Genomic DNA, 20,945 nt, shown 5'->3' on the forward strand with positions numbered 1-20,945 from the left:
TACTATTACAGCAACTTCCTTTCTCACTTCTTTGAGGAAGGAAGTTACTGTGCTTTTCAAGAATTTGGGGGGATTTTCATAGTGATTAGCAACAAAAAAATATGCCAAGCATTTCTATTCAGCACTATTTTGCTGATGTTTTTCCCTCCCTTTAATTGGCTTCAGGTCAATGCTGAAGAAACTATAATTGAAAATGGAAGCTATCAAGTTGAACTAAGTTTTTCATCTATAGAAGGATTGGGAGAAAATATTTTTAGCGAAGTGGCAACTCTAGAGGTAAAGAATGGTCAGTATAAACTAGAGCTAACACTGGAAAAGCCATGGATTGTAACAGACATCCAAATGAAACAGCTAGATGATGAAATAACTTCCACTGTTGTGCGCGAAAATTTAGTTCAGTTTGATGTCAAAGATATACATCGGCCAATTAGGGTAAACGGTGTAGTATACACAACTACAGAGGAGTCCCTCCCTTTTTCGCAGGAACTCCACATAAATGCTCAAACACTTACGCAGCTAAATAAGGAGAATGTTCCAGATACAGATAACGAAAAAGCTACTTCGAAAGATACGGTATCTGAGGAACGGACATTGAATTATGTATTGCTGGTAGATGGCAAAAATGAGCCTTCTATAATGAATACCTATGTAAATCCACAGGCAAAGATAATAGAAAAAGATGGTATATACTATGCCCAAATGACAATATTAAAATCAGCATGGGTGACAGGAATTACTGTAGATCAACAAGGAAATCAGATAGAACCAAAGGTAGTCTCAATTGTTGATAATGTTAAAATTGTTGAATTTGCAGTGAATGATTTTGAGCAACCTATACGTATGTGGGTTAAAGTTGATATTCCTGAGCTCTCTTATTATCATCAATATTTCGTTAATCTAAAGTTTGATCAGCAGCAAGTTGCCAAACTTTTCAGTAAGCCTTTTGAAGTGAAGACTTCTGAGCAAGCTAAAGATGTGAAACCACTGGTAGTTGATAAAGAAGTTAAAAGGCAATCTCCAATAGTAATGGTAGAGGAAAGCATCTCCAAGCCAGCTCTGTCAACGCTGCCATCCGTTCAGCCAATTATGCCAAAGGAGGAGCAATTAGCATTTGACCGTACACTAGATGCTCCAACTGAAGATGATGTAAAAGAAGAAGCTGAGGAGGCAGAAATAAAGGAAGAAATCACTACTAAAAAACCAATGCAAGATTCAAAAACTGATCAGCAGCTTGCACAGCTAAACGTAGTAAAGGTTATCTTGCTTATTGGAGTTTGTATTTTATCGGGCTTACTGCTCGTTCGCCGTATCAAATATTCAAAAAAAGATGTGACTGAACAGAAATAAATAGGAGATGACAGTATGCAAAAGAAACTGAAATGGTTGCTGTTAATGGCAGCTTTGATGTCATTGTTATTACTAGTTGTTGGCTGTAATGATAGCAGTAATCAAGAAAATAAGGGAGATTCGAGTGAAAAAGAGCAAGTTTCTGCAGAGGCTACTGAGAAGGCTGAACAGCGTATCATCGCTGGTACTGTTGTTATTGCAGAAATTATGGATAAGCTTGGGTTGGACGCTATAGCAGTACCAGAAACGGAGAAAAAATTAGCAAAACGTTTTGAAGGACTACCAACTATCGGTAATGCAATGGAACCGGATATGGAAATTGTGAAATCATTAAACCCGACAGATGTGTTATCAGTATCTACGTTAGAGTATGATTTACAAGATAAATTCAAGCAATTAAATATTCCAGTCAATTTTTTAAACTTTCAAAGTGTAGATGCGATGCTTTCTGAGATTCAAAAACTAGGAGAACGCTATAAACGCGAAGCACAAGCTGAAGAATTAGTGAAGGAACTCCAAAAAAATATTGAGGCTGTTCAAAATGTAGCTGGCAATAAAGAGGGACCTCGCGTCCTCATTTTACTTGGAATTCCAGGTAGTTATTTAGTGGCAACAGAAAATTCTTATGCGGGTGATCTGGTGAAACGTGCTGGTGGTATCAATGTGATGGAAGGACAGGAAGCTGAATACTTAGCATCAAATACTGAGTATCTCCATAACAGTAATCCTGACATTATTTTACGTTTATCTCACGGTATGCCTGACGAAGTAGTAAAAATGTTTGATGAGGAATTTAAAACAAATGATATTTGGAAGCATTTTAAAGCAGTTAAAAATGGCAAGGTTTACGATTTGGAGGAGGAATTATTTGGCACTACAGCCTCCTTACAAGTACCACAAGCTTTAGGACAACTGATGGAAATTTTCTATCGAGAATAGCAATCTGGAAATGTCGCTCGTATCACAAGCATAGTCTTGTCATAGAGCGCTTTTCTTATAAAATGATGGAATTTGAAATGATAAAGGAAGTCCAATATGACAAAAAAAATAGTTAGTTTTTCAATTGTAATTGTATTATTACTTGTCTCAGCAGTTTATGCAGCGACAACAGGTAGCATTAAGATGGGCTTTTTCGAATTTATTGCAGCATTGTTTGAGGATGGAAATAATCAAATGGAAGCAATCCGTGATTTGCGATTTCCACGCATTATCGTTGCCCTGTTTGCCGGAGCGGCATTATCTGTTTCAGGGGTCCTGTTACAATCTGTGATGCGTAATCCATTAGCAGATGCCGGCGTTATCGGTATATCTTCAGGAGCAGCGTTTGTACAGCTCTTTATAATTTCCTTCTTTCCCGCATTATTTTTCATGACGCCTGTATTAGCCTTTATAGGTGGGGCATTTGCCTGTGCACTCGTATTTGCGCTGTCATGGAAGTCTGGGTTAAGTCCTTTAAAACTCATTTTAGTTGGGATTGCGATTAATGCTATGTTTACAGGACTGACAGAGGCATTTATAAGTCTAGGTGGCTCTTTAAATACATCAGTCTCAGGTGTTATTGGCTCTAACCTAACGATGCGTACATGGAAAGATGTTTCGACAATTGTTACATATGGTACTGTGGGATTAATAGCAGCTTTCGCGTTGTTTAGTTGGTGTAATCTCCTTGTCTTACAAGATAAAACAGCGAAAAGCTTAGGCTTTCCTGTTGCACGTGCTCGACTGATCATTGCTGCTGTAGCAGTATTACTATCGGCTGTTTCTGTTGTCGTAGCGGGCGTTATTTCATTTGTTGGTTTGTTAGTGCCACATATTGCTCGTCGTTTAGTTGGACATGATCATAAAGTGCTGATTCCCTTTACAGCATTAGCTGGAGCATTACTGATATTAGTGGCTGATACGATTGGGCGTACAATAGTAGCTCCTATTGAAGTACCAGCTTCAACCATTATGGCAATTATCGGTGGGCCGTTCTTAATATTCCTATTACGAAAAGAGTGACGAAACATGGACATACAAAATATTATCGTATCGCATGATAATACTCGAAATCATTTAGATGGTGTATCAACAATGATTCAAAAGGGAAAAATCACGACGATTATAGGTCCTAATGGCTGCGGAAAATCAACATTATTAAGTGTTTTATCACGCAATAATACGCCAAAGTCAGGGAATGTGTCATTAGAAAACAAGGATTTGCTGCATTACAAATCAAAAGAGTTTGCTAAAAAATTAGCCATTGTTTATCAGCAAAATGAAATTCCAAAGGATTTAACGATTGAAAAATTAGTAAGCTTTGGACGTCTTCCATATCAAACAATACTGAAAAGAAATCACGAGGAGGATGCTAAAGCTATTGAATGGGCACTAGCTTGTACAAATTTACTTGAAAAACGCAATACCGATTTAGAGGCTCTATCAGGTGGAGAACGTCAGCGCGTATGGATTGCCATGGCTTTAGCGCAGCAATCTGAAATATTATGTTTGGATGAACCAACAACCTATTTAGATATTTTCTATCAAATTGAATTATTAGAGCTTGTAAAAGCATTAAATAAGGAACATGGCTTCACAATTGTTATGGTCCTTCATGATATTAATCAGGCAATTCGTTATAGCGACCAAATTATCTTGATGAAGGCAGGACAAATAGTAGCTGAGGGAGCACCAAGAGAGGTCATTACAAGGGAAGTTATTAAAGAGGTGTATGGGGTCGAGTCGATTTTTCACGAGGATAAGCAGCTAGGATTCTACATGGTTCCCCTTGGTATTTAAGTAGGTGACAGCATGAAAAAATGGACTTCTAAGTTATTAACAATTGTATATTTAGCTATATTTCTATTTTCAGGATTTTCTTTAGCAAAGTATTTATACACGTATTATGAAACCTCTAAATCTCTGGAGGAAGTACAAACGATTTATGAATCTTCATTGGCTGCTCATGATAAAGTATCTAAAGAAGAAAAGACTGTGGAGCCTCTATCGCCCTATACTATTCGACCACAATTTGATGATTTGCTTGCTGTCAATAAAAATATCGTTGGATGGATTTCTATCGATGGTACAAAGTTAAATAACCCCATTCTTCAAAGTAACAACAATGATTTTTATTTAAATCATAATTTTAAAGATAGAGAAAGCCGTGCGGGGAGTGTCTTTATGGATTACCGCAATGATGTACAGGCTATCAATCGAAATACTATTTTGTATGGTCATGCAATGAAGAATGACACAATGTTTGGCAGTCTCAAAAATTATTTAAAGCAGGACTATGCAGATCAATATCCTATTATTTACTTAGACACACTATATGAAGGATACGATATTGAAGTCTTCGCTGCTTATGAGACAACCATTGATTTTTATTATATTGAAACAGAATTTGATAGCGATGAGTCTTTTCAAACATTTTTACACGATATTCAAGCACGATCTGTCATTAATATGAATGTAGATGTTGGCCCAGAAGATAAAATACTAACTTTGTCTACATGTAAAGATGCTGTCTTAAGTGATGATCATCGTTTTGTTGTTCAAGGTAAATTAGTAAAACGCTGATAGATAGAAGTTTTCTCAATTTAAATGGGGGAAGCTTCTTTTTGTTTGACGAAATACTTTAGAAATAAGAAAAATGCCCAGGTTGAGATAAAATTGCTCGGGTCACGAGGAAAATCGCTCAGATCGAGCCCGAAATCGCTCAGGTCCCAGTGAAACCCGCTCAGGTCGAGCCCGAAATCGCTCGGGTCCAAGAGAAAGCCGCACAGGTCGAGCCCGAAATCGCTCGGGACTCAAAGAAACCTGCTCAGGTCGAGCCCGAAATCGCTCAGGTCCCAGTGAAATCCGCTCAGGTCGAGCCCGAAATCGCTCGGGTCCCAGAGAAAGTCGCTCAGGTCGAGCCCGAAATCGCTCGGGTCCCAGAGAAAGCCGCTCAGGTCGAGCCCGAAATCGCTCGGGTCCCAGAGAAAGCCGCTCAGGTCGAGCCCGAAATCGCTCGGGTCCCATAGAAATCTGCTCAGGTCCCAAACAAAACCACTCGAGCTACTGAAATTCACCCAGCGTAGGAAACCTCCATTACGCAATTAATAAAAACTTTACCATTCATGTTGTATTAGAAAAAATTAAAATAATTACTTGACGTAAATTATTTATTAATATATAGTAGGTTACATAAAGTAATTGATTACTTTTAGTAACTATATAATATAGGATGTATAAATAAGGTAACTACAATGTTTAATCCATATTTTCTTGGGTAACATAATTAATGTAGTTGCTTCATATTTTAACTTATATCTCGAAATCGAGATAAATAATAATTCAATTGGAGGAAATTTAAAATGGCAAAATGGAATATCGATTTAGGACATTCAGCAATTAATTTTCAAGTAAAGCACATGATGGTATCAAAAGTAAAAGGTGTATTTGATAGTTATACAGCAGATATTGAAGCAGCAGATCTTTCAGATTTAACAACAGCAAACATTAGCTTCACAATTGATGCAACAAGTATTAATACACGAAGTGAAGATCGTGACAATCACTTAAAAGCGGCAGATTTCTTTGATACAGAAACATATCCAACGATTACATTTAAATCAACAAATATTACTAAAAAATCAGCTGATCAATACGCACTTACTGGTGATTTAACAATTAAAGATGTAACAAAACCGGTAACTTTCGAAACTGAATTTAATGGAAAAGGGACAAATCCATGGGGCCAAGAAGTCTATGGTTTTGAAGCTGAAACAACAATTAATCGTGAGGAATTTGGTCTTACTTGGAATGCTGCATTGGAAACAGGTGGTGTGCTAGTTGGTAAAGATATTAAAGTGACAGTTGAATTAGAAGTTAATCCCGCATAATTTTATAAACTGTGTCTGAGTAGTATACTTGGACACAGTTTTTTTGATTCAATGTTCCCCAAATCTATAAATAAAATAATCCATAAATAAGTTGCTTGCATATTTTTAGCAATAATTGCATATAAAACACCATATTGTTTTTGGGGGCGATGGGATGAATGTGTTAGTGACGGGTGGCTATGGTTTTATCGGTAGTGCTGTGGCGAGGCGATTTCATGATGAAGGTGCAAATATATATATCATTGATAATTTAAGCACTGGTCATTTACGCAATGTCGAATTTGAACATAAATCCTATCTTTTGAATGTAGAAGATGAGGTGTGTGAGCATTTTTTTAAGGAAATTGCATTTGATGTTGTTGTGCATTGTGCAGCGCAAACGAGTGTTCAAAAATCAATGCAAGAACCAGTGAAGGATATATTGACGAACATTATCGGGCTTAGTCAGATGCTTTTCTTATCGTCAAAATATAAGGTAAAGCATTTTGTTTTTGCTTCGTCAGCGGCTGTTTATGGAGATAGTCATTATCCGCCACTAGAAGAAACAGATATGAGTGAACCCATTTCTATGTATGGGCTAAATAAAAGCATTGGGGAAACATATTGCGAAAAATGGCAAAAGGATTATGGCTTACCAACTTTAATTTACAGATTTGCGAATGTATTTGGTCCAAGGCAATATATGCAGGGAGAAGTGGCTGTTATTCCTAGTATGCTAAAAAGCAGTATGGAAGGAAAACCCTTTACGATTTATGGAGATGGGGAACAGACACGTGATTTCATTTATGTGGATGATATTGCAGATGCAATTTATGCTGGTGTTCAAGCGAAATTACAAGGAATTTATAATGTATCAACGAATGAGGCATGGTCAATTCATCAAGTAATTTTATTACTACAGCATTTAAACCATCCATTAGAAATACAATATGCTCCTGCAAGAGAAGGTGATATCGAGCACTCATTTTTAAACAATGAAAAGCTTGCAAATGCAATAGGATGGAAGCCTAAGATATCCTTTGCAGAGGGAATAGAGCGTACATTGCTAGCAATCCAAAATGAAAAGATCATTGAAATTTAAATATTTCGAGATGATTGTAGACAAAATTGCATGCTCTATTTGTCTACAATTTTTTATTAAACATGGAAGCGATGTTTCACCTTTTATAGCTTTTCACGTCTATAGTATAATAATCTTTTAAAGGAATGTTGTGGAATTGAACGGGGGCTTACACATGCTTGTAGATTTTAGAGTGAAAAATTGTTTAAGTTATAAAGATGAAACACTATTTTCAATGGTAGCGGGAAGCCGCATTCGAAAATTAAAGGACTCACATACTATTCAGCTGGACGCCTTTCGACTTGTAAAAAGTGCCTTTATTTTCGGACCAAATGGCAGTGGAAAATCAAATTTGTTTACAGCTATTAAAGTGTTGCGTACATTATTGTTTAATTTTGAAAACCTTAATAATGTTAAACAACTTCGCTTGCCCTACCAACCATTTAAGCTCGGGGGACAGCAAGAGCAGCCAACTGAATTTATGATTTCATTATTATTAGATGGGATTCTATATGATTATGAGGTACAGTATAATGCTACACAGGTGCTTTATGAGAGTCTCACGAAGACAACGAAGTCCACAAAGGAGCAGCTCTTTAGTAGACAGTGGGATGGGACAGAATATTCATATGAAACGGCTCAACACACTGCTCTTGAATTGACAAAATATACGAGGAATAATACCGCTTTTTTGTCTGTCTTAAATGTATTTAATGATCCGGATGCGACGAAAATATTTGATTGGTTTTTACATAAAATTCTGTTCTTAGATGAGGCAAATCGGTTATCAAGTCACCCTCTTATTCGTAAACTTGAAGAGGAGCCATTTAAGAGAGAGGTAATTAAGCTACTAAAAATTGCTGATTTTTCTATTCAGGATGTAACAGCTAGACGGGTTGAACGTAGAGAGAAAAATACTATAGGCTATGAATTTGACTCACCCGAAGTTATCCAAGAGGTTGATATTGATTTGCACTATTTATCGTTTGATGAAGCAGGTGCGCCAATTGGAACAGAGACGATTAATTGGACGATGGATTCTAAGGGAACTGTTCGAATGCTACATTTAGCGTGTGTTATGGTCGATGCATATAATAAAGGAAAGACTATTTTTATCGATGAATTTGATACAGCCTTTCATGTATCCATTTGCGAATTTTTAATGGCTATCATGAACAGCAAGAGAAATGTCTGCAATCAATTTGTTGTCACTAGCCATGAAATTGATTTACTAGACCAGCCACTCCGTTCTGATCAAATTTGGTTTGTCAATAAAAGCTTTAAAAATGAATCAGAACTATACTCCTTATTTGATTTTGCGGATTTGCAGAAGAAGCGTGGAGATATTTCCTATGCAAAGCGCTATTTAAAAGGGGAGTTTGGTGCGACACCAGTTATTAATGAATATTTATCAGATCAATATTTAGGTGAAGTGGAGGTATCTGAGCAGTGAGAGTACGTCAACAAGGAAATCGAACACTGCGCAAAACCATTTTAATTTATTGTGAAGGTGAAACAGAGCGCATTTATTTTGAGCAAATGCGTATTTTAAAGCGCTCTAAGATGGTAAGTGTCAAAATAAAAAATGTTAAGCGTTCAGCAATTAAGCTAGCCCAGCATGCCTATCGAGATTCTAGTTATCAATATTTTGATGAGGTGTGGATTGTATTTGATAAGGATGATTTAACGGAAAGACAATTAGAGGAAGTCAATGCCTTTTGTGAGGAGAAAAAGATTCACATCGCTTATACAAATGAAGCATTTGAACTATGGCTACTCTTGCATTTTGAGGAGGTCGATATTTCAGAAAAGTATCCTCGTGCTGTATTAAATGACAAAATGGAGCAGCACCTAGGTGTCTCTCGCTATTTTCGTCATAAGGCGGACGAATCAGTTATTGCACCCATCGCATTGCGTCATGAGGTTGCGATAAAAAATTGTTCAGATATGATGGCATTTCGGGAAACACAAAGTCGTGATAATCCATATTGCAATATACATGAAATGATAAAATACATATTTTAAAGTAGAAAGGCAGATTTTCTTCAAAATCTGCTTTTTATTGTTCTCAAGTAGTAAATTATCTGAATACAATTTTTTTTCATAAAATTAGGTTGTAATTTTGGACTAAGTATAATAAAATAACTTAAAACATATTAAACCTAGTAAAATTATAAGAATAAAACGAGGTGACAAGATTCAAATGACAGCACCGTTAATTTCCATCCAGCAGGTAAGTAAAAAATTTATCGAACAAGAAGTACTAAATCAAATTTCATTGGATATTCAAAAGGGTGAAATAATCGCCATTTTAGGTAAAAGTGGTTGTGGTAAAAGTACACTTTTAAATTTAGTTGGAGGCTTTGAACAACCAACAGCAGGACAAGTCTTGCTAGATAATCATATCGTAACTAAGGCAAGTAAACGTTGCATTATGCTGATGCAAAATTATGGGTTACTTCCTTGGCGATCTGTCCAAAAAAATGTGGAATTGGCTTTAGAAGGGGAGGAATTGTCCAAGATAGAGCGTCAGCAGCGTGCCCAACACTATCTCAAGCTTGTAGGTTTAGAAGATCGTCTTTCGGCATTACCGAGTGAATTATCAGGAGGAATGCAGCAGCGTGTAGCAATTGCTCGTGCACTGGCGATACACCCTGAAGTAATTTTGATGGATGAACCATTTGCAGCGCTTGACACATTTACTCGTTATTATTTGCAGGATGAGCTTCTTGCCATTCAAAAGGAGGAGCGAACAACGATTTTATTGGTAACACATGATATTGATGAAGCAATTTATTTGGCAGATCGAATATTTATCATGAGTCCCAACCCTGGGCGTATACACCGTGAATTACATATACGAAGTACCAAGCCTAGAGATCGGGCAGATTCGGAATTCCAACATTTCCGAGAAGTTATTTTTAATGAATTCCATTTTACACAAACGCAGGACACGATTGAATACAACATTTAATACGGAGGAAAATTGATGAAGAAATATTTATCGTTGTTTTTGATATTGACTTTATTACTGATTTTATCAGCTTGTGGAAAAAGTGAAGAGAATAGCAGTTCAAACACTGTAGATGATAAAAAAATCATTAAAATTGGCTACCTGCCTATTACTCATGCGGCACCATTATATATGCAAACAGACAAAGAATACGAGGGCTATGCTATTGAATTGGTGAAATTTGGGTCTTGGCCAGAGCTAATGGATGCATTAAATACAGGAAAAATAGATGGAGCATCCGTGCTAATTCAGCTTGCAATGAAGGCAAAAGAACAAGGAATCGATTTAAAGGCTGTGGCACTAGGTCATCGCGACGGTAATGTAGTTGTAGTAGCACCAAATGTACAAAAGGTTGAAGATTTAAAGGGGAAAAGCTTTGCTATCCCAAATAAGTACTCCACACATAATATTTTATTGTATCGAATGCTTCAGGACGCGGGGATAAATTATCAGGATGTGGATGTTGTGGAGCTTCCTCCAGCGGAAATGCCAGCTGCTTTAGCGGAAGGACGAATTGCAGGATATGTGGTTGCAGAGCCATTTGGTGCGATTTCTGTATCACTTGAAAAAGGAAAGGTATTATTCCAGTCTGAAGATATCTGGCCAAACTCTATTGACTGTGGATTAGTATTACGAAATGCATTTATTGAGAAACACAAAGATATTGCTAACCAATTTGTAAAGGATTATGCGGCTGCAGGTGAACTGATGAATACCAATGATGACCATGCTCATGAGGTAGTGGCGAAGTATATAAAAGTGGATAAAGAAGTGTTAGATTTATCGTTGAATTGGATCTCTTATAATAATTTAAAAATTGAAAAAGATGCCTATAAGATTTTAAGAGATTCACTAATAGAAATGGGCTTATCTGAAAATCCACCGACATATGATGAATTTATAGATTCTTCATTAATTGAAGAAAAGTAGGGTGATAGTTGAATGAAAAAAATAGGACCTATTTTACTTGGATTAATACTATTACTTTGTATCTGGCAACTAGTCACAGTAATTGGGGGACATGATGCCGCTTTATTTCCTCCGCCATTAGATGTTTTGACAGCTTTATATGAAATCATCAAGGATGGCACTATTTTTGAGCATATACAAATTAGTCTATTTCGATTTTTTAGTGGTTATTTTTTAGCAGTGCTAGTAGCAGTTATTTTGGGACTTTTCCTAGGTAGGTGGACGAAGGTTTGGTCTGTTTTAGATCCAATTGTGCAAGTACTACGCCCTGTTTCACCAATTGCATGGTCACCATTTATTGTCTTGTGGTTTGGCATTGGGAATATGCCAGCTATTGTAATTATTTTTATTGCTGCGTTTTTTCCTGTACTACTATCTACCGTGTCAGCAGTGAAAAAAGTGGATAATGTTTATCTACGAGTTGCAGCAAATTTTGAAATGTCTCAGTTCCATTTATTGAAAAAAATAGTTTTTCCAGCTGCCTTTCCAATGATTGCAAATGGCTTGCACATGGCTTTAGGTAGTGCATGGATATTCCTCGTGGCGGGTGAAATGGTAGGTGCACAATCTGGTCTTGGATTTTTAATAGTGGATGCACGAAATTCACTTAGTTTGGATTTAGTCATGGCAGCTATTATTGTGATTGGTCTACTAGGCTTACTTTTAGACAAAGCCATCCGCTATTTTGAAAATTGGGTGACAAAAATCTGGGGAGGACAGGGAGCATAGGATAGCTGCTAGAATTCTGCCGAGGTATGGCAGAATTCATGGCTATGTAGGAGCTAAAAGTGATTCAATTAGCTATTTTGCAATGGGGCGTATTTGAATGGTATCAATACGTTCACCCGTATTTTTTGCATAATAGCCAATCTCTACACGTTCTCCTGTCTTCGCATCAACAATTTCCTTGTAACACTGGTCTAAATGTTCACTACCCCATAAAATCATGGCGTTAAATATTGGCTCCAATGCCTTACCTGCATCTGTTAGTGAATAGGCATAGCGAGGTGGATGTGCTGAGTAAAGGGTTGATGCTACTAATCCAGCCTCCTCCAATGATTTTAAGCGTGCAGATAAGAGATTCGCTGAAAGCCCTGGCAAATTTAATTTAATATCATTAAAATTTGATTGCCCAATTAGAAGCTCGTGCAAAATGAGTAAAGTCCAGCGATCACCGATAATATTTAAAGTTTGTGCAATATTGCATGGTAAGTCATAACGTGTTTTCATTCAATTTCCCTCCATGCAGTAGTGTAGCACAAAATATAATTTTTAGTAAATTCAGTTGTTTTTATTAAGTAAGTATAATAAAATAACTCACATAACGAAAAAACTAACTATTCGGAGGTATTTACTATGAGTTTATATTTGGTAGAATCAACAGTAAATGAAATTACAAACAAAGAACAATTTTCAGCATTAGTGGAGCGCATTAGTCACTCACAAGATGTAACAGTGATTGAGGTGCAGGTAGCTAAAGATTTCAGCCGCGCTTACTTCATTGTAGAAGCTAATGAAGAAGCACAAGCAAGTGCGGCATTAACAGCTCAGCATGTACAAGCTGATTTAGTGAAGGAAGTACGTCTTGTCGGTAAAGAGCTTGAAGATGTAAAGAAAAATCAAGAAGTAGTGAATTACTTAGTGGAGTGGGAAATTCCTGCGGAGATTACAATGGATCAATACTTAGCACGAAAAAAGAAAAATTCAGTTCACTACGAAGAAGTACCAGAAGTACATTTTTCACGTACTTATGTTTGTGAGGATATGTCGAAATGCTTATGCTTCTATGATGCACCAGATGAAGCGGCAGTAAAACGAGCTCGGGAGGCTGTACAAACACCAATTACATCGTTAACAGAATTAGCAGATAAGTAAAAGTAAGAAAATAGCAGAATAAGTGAAGGATAGGAGTGGAAGCCATGGCAGAAGAGGCGGTAGTTTTACAGGCTTTAATCGATGAAAAGTTAAAACCGTTGGTAAAAAAGATTGATGAGGAAGCTTATTATGCAGAGGAATATTTATTTGCCCTTGGAAAAGCAGGTTTTTTCCAATCAACACATAAGGATGAACAAAGTACACTTCTAGATGAGCTAACAATTGTACAAGAAACGGCAAAGGTCTGTATGACAACTGCATTCTGCCTATGGTGCCACCTTGCTGCATTAACATATATTCGTAAAACGAGCAATTTTGAATTACGTGCAGCAGTATTACCTTTACTTGAAGGTGGAGAGCTGCTTGGAGCCACAGGTTTATCGAATCCTATGAAGTTTTATGCAGGTCTAGAAAAGCTTCATTTATCAGCTGAACGTGTTGATGGTGGCTATGTTTTAAACGGTGTATTACCTGCCGTTTCCAACTTGGCTGATAATCATTGGTTTGGAGCCATTGCCTGTTATGAAGGAAAAGAAGTAATGCTATTCGTCAATACAAATAATTCAGCAATTACCCTGAAAGAAAAAGTTCATTTCTTAGGGGTAAATGGTAGTGCCACTTATAGCTGTAAATTTGATCAAGTCTTTGTAGCTGATGAATATGTAATAGCACATGATGCAAGTTTATTTGTTGATACGATTCGACCAACATTTGTCTTGTATCAAATACCACTAGGCTTTGGTGTGATGGAGGCATGCATTGAAGGAATTGAAAAAGTGAAAGCAAAGCAGAATGGCTGTAATGAATATTTACAGGTTCAGGCGGATGAACTTGCAAAAGAGCTTCAGCAATTACAAGAAATTTTACAATCAAACGTGCTAGCAGGTGGAATGGATTTATATGAAATTTGTCAGCTTCGCTTACAGACAGTCTATACCACATTGGCGGCAGTACAAGCAAATATGCTGCATAATGGATCTGCTGGTTATATCGTGGGTAGTACACCTTCACGCAAGCTTCGAGAGGCCTATTTCTTCGCTAATTTAACACCAACAGTCAGACAGCTTGAGAAAATGACAAAAGTTTTAAAGATCGCAGACTAACAATGGGAAACCTTGAGAGGCATATGGCCAATCAAGGTTTTCTTGCATTTGATAAGAAAGGCCCGTGCTTTGTCATTCTTTGTGGAATGCAATTGAAAGCATGTTTATTCCAGCCAGACATATAGTGTATATTGAGAATTATGAGTATGGAAATGAAAGGGGATTGTGTGGATAAATCTAAGTCGAATCAACGCAAAGATTTGGAGGAGAATGCAAAGGATCAGCAGCTAGAGCAATTTCGTGTCGATAATAAAGGAACAAAGATGACGACAAATCAGGGACTTAAAGTTTCAAATGATGAGGATTCGTTGAAAGCCGGGGTACGTGGCCCAACAATAATGGAGGATTTTCATCTTAGAGAAAAAATAACCCATTTTGATCATGAGCGTATCCCAGAGCGTGTTGTCCATGCGAGAGGCTTTGCCGCTCACGGTGTATTTGAATTGTACGAGTCGATGAAAGAATATACGAGAGCTAACTTTTTACAGGATACTAGCAAGAAAACGCCTGTGTTTGTTAGGTTCTCCACGGTCGTTGGAAGTCTAGGCTCAATGGATACAGCTCGAGATGTGCGTGGGTTTGCTACAAAGTTTTATACAGACGAAGGCAATTATGATTTAGTTGGCAATAATATCCCTGTCTTTTTTATTCAAGATGCTATTAAGTTTCCTGATTTAATTCATGCAGTAAAACCAGAGCCTCATAATGATATGCCCCAAGCTGCCTCTGCACATGATACATTTTGGGACTTTGTTGCGAATAATCAAGAAATCGCACATATGGTTATGTGGGTTATGTCAGATCGAGCAATACCTAGAAGCTTTCGGATGATGGAGGGCTTCGGTGTTCATGCATTTCGTTTCGTCAATGAAAAAGGGAAATCAAGATTTGTGAAGTTTCATTGGAAGCCTGTGCTAGGTGTTCATTCATTGGTTTGGGATGAGGCACAAATTATCGGTGGGAAGGATTCAGATTTTCAACGACGTGATTTATGGGAGGCAATTGAAATTGGCGATTACCCTGAATTTGAGCTTGGCGTGCAGATGCTTGAGCCAGAGGATGAATTTAAATTTGATTTTGATATTTTAGATGCAACAAAGCTTTGGCCTGAAGAAATAGTGCCTGTGAAAAAAATTGGCAAAATGACCTTGAATCGTAATGTGGATAATGTTTTTGCTGAAACAGAACAGGTTGCCTTCCATCCAGGAAATGTAGTACCAGGTATAGATTTTACCAATGATCCACTTTTACAGGGGCGTCTATTTTCTTATTTAGATACACAGCTCATACGCCTAGGTGGACCTAACTTTGCAGAAATACCGATTAATCGACCAGTTTGCCCAATTCACAACAATCAACGTAATGGCTTTAGTCGACAAACCATCAATTTAGGAAGGGTCAGCTATCATAAAAACTCTTTGGCAAATAATACTCCTTCAACATCTACTGCAAAGGAGGGTGGCTATGTCCACTATGAGGAAAAGGTAGAAGGTCGTATTACGCGAGCGCGAAGTAAATCCTTTAATGATCACTTTTCACAGGCAAGGTTATTCTGGAATAGTATGTCGCTTCCTGAAAAGCAGCATATTATTGAAGCCTTTAGCTTTGAAGTAGGAAAAGTAAAAAGTAAATCCGTACGTCAGCAGGTCGTCGATATGTTTGTTCGAGTGGATAAAGCGATGGCAACGACAATAGCGGATAATGTTGGTGTCAATCGACCAACCGGTGAACAAATCAATGTTACAGCATCTTCCCCAGCACTGAGCCAAGCAAATACGATAAAAGTACCTCAAACACTAAAGGTTGGAGTACTAATTGGTGATGGTTTTGATGCTAATGAGGTGGGAGAAGTGCTGAAGTATTTAACGAGACAAGGCGTGCGATATAGTATTATTTCAGATAGGCTAGGGGTAGTGACTAGTAGTAATGGTGTACAATTAACCGCAAGTGAAACATTTATTACAACCGATGCAGTATTATTTGATTCATTATACGTTGTAGGTGTAAAGGCAAATAATCAGGCAAAGTTCAATACACATATTGTAAACTACATGAACGAATCATATCGACATTATAAGCCAATTGGTATTGCTACAACGGGAACAACATTTTTTAATATGTCTAATGCAAATGTAGGACCAGGGATTGTGCTGGCAACAGGTAATAAAGATTTTGCTAAAAAATATGTAGATGCCATTGCCCAGCAACGTTTTTGGCAGCGCAATATTTATTAACCTATCGAGATTAATCTACAAGAACTGATTTATTCAATTCATGAACGAAAAGTCGAGTAAACCATATTTGCATGTTTCTTTTTTCGATTATCTCCTAATAAGTCTCTCATGTTCAAGCGAGGAGATGAGGGACTTTTTTTACTACTACTTTTCCTATTCCTCACTCTTTGATCGCCAGTAAAAATTCGTCTATCCTTACAGTTCCAACTGCGAATGATATGCCGTTGCATTCAAATTTTGTAAGTGATATGGTGGTACATGAGGTGAAATTTATGGAAAAATTTGATATTGCAATTATTGGCGCAGGTCCTGGTGGCTATGTGGCAGCTATTTATGCAGCTAAAAGTGGCAAGAAAGTTGCTTTAGTGGAACGTCATAAAGTAGGAGGGGCCTGTTACAATGTTGGATGTATCCCTTCAAAGATTTTGCTGGAGCATAGTAAGCTTGTGCAGGAAATAAAACGTGGTAATGACTGGGGAATTGAAACATCTGAGGTAAATGTGAATTTTCCACGGTTAATGCAGCGAAAGGACTCCTTGATTGAAGAACTTTTAGCAAATATTGAGGGTTATATTTTAAGCAATCATATTACATTTTATCGCGGTGAAGCTTCAGTTGCTAAGGATATGACCGTAACTGTCGGAAAAGCAATCTTTACTGCGACGGATATTATTTTAGCGACAGGAAGCAAACCATTTGTACCACCATTCAAAGGTCTAGAGTCAGCTAATTACTATACGACAGATACTTTTTTTAGTATTGATGAGCTACCAAAACAGTTAACTATTATTGGTGGAGGTGTTATTGCAGTAGAAATGGCATTTAGCTTAGCGCCACTTGGAACAAAGGTAACAATGCTGAATCATAGTGAGGATATTTTACAGACAGAAGAGCCAGACGCAAGACCTCTAATTCGACAAAAAATGAAAAAGCTTGGTATTGAGCTTGTCACGGATTTCCAATTTAACCATTTTGAAAACAATGAAATTCATACATCTAAAGGAATTTATACATATGAAAATCTTTTATTTGCGACAGGTCGACGTCCAAATACAGAAATAGCTCAGCAATTGGAACTAGCATTTGATGGCCGTTTAATTGCTGTTAATGAGCACCTAGAAACAAGTCAGCCACATATTTACGCAATAGGTGATTTAGTTGGTGGCTATCAGCTAGCTCATTCAGCTAGTGCAGAGGGTATTCATGTAATCGACCATATTTTAGGGAATAAACCGTTATTCATTGACCAAGATGCTATTCCTCGTTGTGTTTATACACATCCTGAAATCGCGACATTTGGTTTATTAGAAAATCAAGTGAAGGTGCCATGTACGGTTATAAAAATACCTGTTCACTCCAATTCTAAGGCACTAATGGAGGGAAATACAGAGGGCTTTGTGAAGCTTATTGCTACAAAAAAAGAAGGACATATTTTAGGTGCATGTGTAGTCGCTGATGGGGCAACAGAAATACTAAACTCAATTTTAGCAACGAAAAATGCTGGTGGTACTGCACATACGCTTGCAAAAATGATTTTCCCGCATCCAACCGTATCCGAGCATATTGGTGATGCAGCAAAAGGTATTTTTGATAAAGCTATACATCAATAACTTTTAAAATCTACATTCATTAAAAAATAATGAATGTAGATTTTTTTGCTAAAAAAGCCTATTGACTTTGTAGGTTTTTGTGATAAATTAAATTTATAGGATTACTAGGTATTTTAATTTAAGTTGACTAGACATCTAGAGGCTTCTAATACAAAGTGAATTTTCACTTTGTAAATATAGAGGCTTTTTTATTATTTTTGAGTCATTTTCCATTCGATATAGAGGAAAAGTTTAGTCAACATGTTAGGAGATTATTATTAAGGGGAGTGGTCAGGGTGACAAAAGCAGTAATTATTAATGGAAGTAATTCGAAAAGTTCTCGTTTAACGGCAATTCATGATAAAGTAGAGAACTATTTTAAAGCACAGGGGATAGCTGTCCATAATAATTTTATATACGAATTACCTGCAGAGGATTTGATAACAGCCAATTTTACAAGTGAGGCTATTATTTCTGAAAATAAGCAAATAGAAGAGGCGGACATCATTGTAGTTTTGACACCGATATATAAAGCTTCATATACAGGTATTTTAAAAACGTATATTGATTTGTTACCACAAAAGGCATTGCGTGGAAAGCTTATCTTGCCGATTGCTGTGGGCGGCTCTATTGGTCATTTACTTGCATTAGAATATGCGTTAAAACCCATTTTATCAGTTTTAGGGGCGACAACTATTGCACATTCTGTATATATTTTGGATCAACAAATTATTCGACTTGAAAATGGAGGCTTTGCAATTGAAGAAGAAGCTATTCAGCGATTAGATGTAGAGTTAAAGCAAATTCAGCAATTAGTGATAGTTAATTAAAGAAAATGTATGAAGTACGAAAAATAGCGCATTATAGGAAATAAATCCTATAATGCGCCATTTTTAATTTACTTCAGACTCATCATCTTTCTCTGTCGGTGTTGTAGAGAGATATAAGAAAGCCTCATCTTGCAATAGCAATATTTTTTCTTCACAAATACCGTGTGCTAATGGTCCTGAAAAAATTGACTCCCACCATGTTCCTGTTGTTGTCATTCATCTACGCCCCCGTTTCAATTTTCAAATATGTAGTTGTATATTTCCAAAAATCAAAAAAGTAAAACATCCTCACACATCAAATCATTAACACCACCTTTTTAGAAAGAGGAATTTTTGTCCTCAATGTTGTATCGTATAGACAATGATAGTTTGTTTCGAAATGAAAAAACTATGTATGCCATTTTAAAAAAAGGGGTGCGTTAAGGTGAATTTTACGACACAAGATGTGGAAAATATGATTACAGAGCAACGTCAATTTTATTTTTCAAGAGCAACGAAAAGTGCTAAATTTCGAAAAGAACAATTAATTAAACTAAAGAAATCGATTTTAAAATACGAAAAAGAAATTTTAAATGCGCTATATTTAGATTTACGAAAAAGTGAATTTGAGGCATATGCAACGGAAATTGGTATTGTGTTAGATAGTATTTCATATATGGTGAAGCATGTGGAAGAATGGATGGAGCCAGAAGCTGTAAAAACACCCATCCAATATCAGATGGGAAAAAGCTTTATTGTGCGAGAACCTTATGGAGTAACCCTAATTATTGGTCCATTTAATTATCCATTCCAGCTTGTTATGGAGCCATTAGTAGGAGCTATTGTTGGAGGGAATACAGCAATAATAAAACCATCAGAAACATCTGTGCATACGGCGGCAATTGTAAAGAAAATAATTGAAGAAACATTCCATCCCTTTTATGTTCGTGTTGTGGAGGGGGAAAAAGAGGAAGTAACTGCCTTAATTCATGCCTCATTTGATTATATTTTTTTTACAGGTAGTGTGGCAGTAGGTAAAGTGGTTGCCAAGGCAGCAGCGGAAAGATTAACACCAATTGCCTTAGAGCTTGGGGGAAAAAGCCCTGCGATTGTCGATCAAACAGCTAGTTTAGAAGTGGCGGCTAAAAGAATTGTTTGGGGGAAATTTACAAATACTGGACAAACATGTGTAGCGCCAGATTATCTGCTAGTCCATAAAGATATCTATGATCAATTTGTGAAAGTATTAAAGGATACCATTCGTTCTTTTTATGGGAAAAATGCATTGAAAAGTCCCGATTACGGTCGTATCGTAAGTTTAAGACAATTTGACCGCCTTCAGAAAATTTTAAAGGAGGAACGAGATGCTATAACATTTGGGGGAAGAACAGATCGTGATGATCTATATATTGAGCCTACCATTATCGAATACGTGAAGTGGTCAAATCCCTCCATGCAGGATGAACTATTTGGTCCCATCCTACCTGTCATGATGTATGATGATTTACCACTGGTCATTCATCAAATTCGCCAATTACCAAAGCCTTTAGCCGCCTATTTTTTCTCGGAGCATGACAAGGCTATCCAGTATTTCTTAGAGGAACTGCCATTTGGGGGCGGTTGCATTAATGATACAATTACACATGTTGGAAATTTACATCTCCCATTTGGTGGTGTTGGGCCGTCAGGAGTAAAGGCTTATCATGGCAAGGCTAGCTTTGAAAATTTTACACATGCGAAATCTATTCTAAAAAAATCTTCAAAACTGGAAACGAACGTGCTCTTCCCTCCTTATAAACAAAAAGTTAAGATTGTCCGAACAATTATGAAATAGCAGATGGAGGTGTCAGACTATAAAATCTAGACACCTCTCTGCTTTATTTGCTCAATCCTCCAATGACCATTTTTTTCTTGTTGATTTGAATTATTGTTGTCGATAATTGGCGATTCTTAATAAGAAAGGCCAATTTCGACGGATTATTAACTTTATATTAAAATGATAGCGTTTTCATTTAAAAAACGACTCATGAGACATTTTATTTATCGAGAAATAAGTAGTAAAATAAATTCAATAGAAT

The 20,945-nt window shown here is 36.9% G+C and carries 21 protein-coding genes; 18 read left to right on the forward strand and 3 right to left on the reverse strand.

What is annotated here, in order from left to right; translation table 11 throughout:
* Positions 1-81: 81 nt before the first annotated feature.
* The 5 genes from AC2CGN_RS16215 (at position 82) to srtB (ending at position 4,908) form a co-directional block, all read left to right on the forward strand.
* Entirely contained in the window at positions 82-1,347 is a 1,266-nt protein-coding gene (locus AC2CGN_RS16215) for an NEAT domain-containing protein (RefSeq protein ID WP_484514925.1), read from the forward strand.
* A gap of 27 nt (positions 1,348-1,374) precedes the next feature.
* A complete protein-coding gene (gene isdE / locus AC2CGN_RS16220) occupies positions 1,375-2,286 on the forward strand; it encodes a heme ABC transporter substrate-binding protein IsdE (RefSeq protein ID WP_484515031.1) in 912 nt (303 codons plus the stop codon).
* 96 nt (positions 2,287-2,382) lie between these two features.
* Complete coding sequence (locus AC2CGN_RS16225; RefSeq protein ID WP_484514927.1) at positions 2,383-3,348, forward strand: FecCD family ABC transporter permease; 966 nt, start codon at positions 2,383-2,385, stop codon at positions 3,346-3,348.
* A gap of 6 nt (positions 3,349-3,354) precedes the next feature.
* Positions 3,355-4,125, forward strand: a complete 771-nt coding sequence (locus tag AC2CGN_RS16230; RefSeq protein ID WP_429980437.1) for an ABC transporter ATP-binding protein — start codon at positions 3,355-3,357, stop codon at positions 4,123-4,125.
* A 12-nt stretch (positions 4,126-4,137) separates the two neighbouring features.
* Positions 4,138-4,908: a class B sortase gene (gene srtB, locus AC2CGN_RS16235; RefSeq protein WP_484514929.1), complete on the forward strand. Its 771-nt coding sequence runs from the start codon at positions 4,138-4,140 to the stop codon at positions 4,906-4,908.
* A gap of 230 nt (positions 4,909-5,138) precedes the next feature.
* On the opposite strand, the gene AC2CGN_RS16240 is transcribed toward srtB, so the two are convergent.
* Entirely contained in the window at positions 5,139-5,402 is a 264-nt protein-coding gene (locus AC2CGN_RS16240) for a hypothetical protein (RefSeq protein WP_484514931.1), read from the reverse strand.
* Positions 5,403-5,687: 285 nt separating this feature from the next.
* Here AC2CGN_RS16240 and AC2CGN_RS16245 point away from each other — a divergent pair, with 285 nt between their 5' ends.
* The 7 genes from AC2CGN_RS16245 (at position 5,688) to AC2CGN_RS16275 (ending at position 11,986) form a co-directional block, all read left to right on the forward strand.
* Positions 5,688-6,215, forward strand: coding sequence for a YceI family protein (locus tag AC2CGN_RS16245; RefSeq protein WP_286925326.1), 528 nt, complete (start codon positions 5,688-5,690; stop codon positions 6,213-6,215).
* A gap of 154 nt (positions 6,216-6,369) precedes the next feature.
* Positions 6,370-7,296, forward strand: a complete 927-nt coding sequence (locus AC2CGN_RS16250) for an NAD-dependent epimerase/dehydratase family protein (protein WP_429980440.1) — start codon at positions 6,370-6,372, stop codon at positions 7,294-7,296.
* 154 nt (positions 7,297-7,450) lie between these two features.
* Positions 7,451-8,728, forward strand: coding sequence for an AAA family ATPase (locus AC2CGN_RS16255; RefSeq protein ID WP_429980441.1), 1,278 nt, complete (start codon positions 7,451-7,453; stop codon positions 8,726-8,728).
* Complete coding sequence (locus tag AC2CGN_RS16260; protein WP_484514934.1) at positions 8,725-9,300, forward strand: RloB family protein; 576 nt, start codon at positions 8,725-8,727, stop codon at positions 9,298-9,300. Before AC2CGN_RS16255 ends, AC2CGN_RS16260 begins: the two co-directional genes overlap by 4 nt.
* A gap of 178 nt (positions 9,301-9,478) precedes the next feature.
* Complete coding sequence (locus tag AC2CGN_RS16265) at positions 9,479-10,249, forward strand: ABC transporter ATP-binding protein (protein WP_484514936.1); 771 nt, start codon at positions 9,479-9,481, stop codon at positions 10,247-10,249.
* A 15-nt stretch (positions 10,250-10,264) separates the two neighbouring features.
* On the forward strand, positions 10,265-11,218 hold the full coding sequence (locus AC2CGN_RS16270; RefSeq protein ID WP_484514938.1) for an ABC transporter substrate-binding protein: 954 nt from the start codon (positions 10,265-10,267) through the stop codon (positions 11,216-11,218).
* 12 nt (positions 11,219-11,230) lie between these two features.
* Positions 11,231-11,986 (forward strand): ABC transporter permease, encoded by a 756-nt coding sequence (locus AC2CGN_RS16275; protein WP_484514940.1) that lies wholly within the window; start codon positions 11,231-11,233, stop codon positions 11,984-11,986.
* 72 nt (positions 11,987-12,058) lie between these two features.
* On the opposite strand, the gene AC2CGN_RS16280 is transcribed toward AC2CGN_RS16275, so the two are convergent.
* On the reverse strand, positions 12,059-12,487 hold the full coding sequence (locus AC2CGN_RS16280; RefSeq protein WP_429980445.1) for a winged helix-turn-helix transcriptional regulator: 429 nt from the start codon (positions 12,485-12,487) through the stop codon (positions 12,059-12,061).
* 126 nt (positions 12,488-12,613) lie between these two features.
* On the opposite strand from AC2CGN_RS16280, the gene AC2CGN_RS16285 reads away from it, so the two are divergent.
* The 5 genes from AC2CGN_RS16285 to ssuE all read left to right on the forward strand — a co-directional run bounded on the left by AC2CGN_RS16285 (position 12,614) and on the right by ssuE (position 18,888).
* Entirely contained in the window at positions 12,614-13,132 is a 519-nt protein-coding gene (locus AC2CGN_RS16285) for a DUF4242 domain-containing protein (RefSeq protein ID WP_429980446.1), read from the forward strand.
* A 44-nt stretch (positions 13,133-13,176) separates the two neighbouring features.
* Positions 13,177-14,235, forward strand: coding sequence for an acyl-CoA dehydrogenase family protein (locus tag AC2CGN_RS16290; RefSeq protein WP_286925316.1), 1,059 nt, complete (start codon positions 13,177-13,179; stop codon positions 14,233-14,235).
* Positions 14,236-14,387: 152 nt separating this feature from the next.
* Positions 14,388-16,469 (forward strand): catalase, encoded by a 2,082-nt coding sequence (locus tag AC2CGN_RS16295; protein WP_429986662.1) that lies wholly within the window; start codon positions 14,388-14,390, stop codon positions 16,467-16,469.
* A 272-nt stretch (positions 16,470-16,741) separates the two neighbouring features.
* Positions 16,742-18,079, forward strand: a complete 1,338-nt coding sequence (gene lpdA, locus AC2CGN_RS16300; protein ID WP_429984453.1) for a dihydrolipoyl dehydrogenase — start codon at positions 16,742-16,744, stop codon at positions 18,077-18,079.
* Positions 18,080-18,354: 275 nt separating this feature from the next.
* Positions 18,355-18,888 (forward strand): NADPH-dependent FMN reductase, encoded by a 534-nt coding sequence (ssuE, locus tag AC2CGN_RS16305; RefSeq protein WP_429980449.1) that lies wholly within the window; start codon positions 18,355-18,357, stop codon positions 18,886-18,888.
* A 63-nt stretch (positions 18,889-18,951) separates the two neighbouring features.
* On the opposite strand, the gene AC2CGN_RS16310 is transcribed toward ssuE, so the two are convergent.
* Positions 18,952-19,104: a hypothetical protein gene (locus AC2CGN_RS16310; protein ID WP_283870940.1), complete on the reverse strand. Its 153-nt coding sequence runs from the start codon at positions 19,102-19,104 to the stop codon at positions 18,952-18,954.
* Between the two features lie 208 nt (positions 19,105-19,312).
* On the opposite strand from AC2CGN_RS16310, the gene AC2CGN_RS16315 reads away from it, so the two are divergent.
* Complete coding sequence (locus tag AC2CGN_RS16315) at positions 19,313-20,701, forward strand: aldehyde dehydrogenase (RefSeq protein WP_484514944.1); 1,389 nt, start codon at positions 19,313-19,315, stop codon at positions 20,699-20,701.
* Positions 20,702-20,945 lie beyond the last annotated feature (244 nt).

It is taken from the genome of Lysinibacillus sp. DFXJR4, from assembly GCF_057196045.1.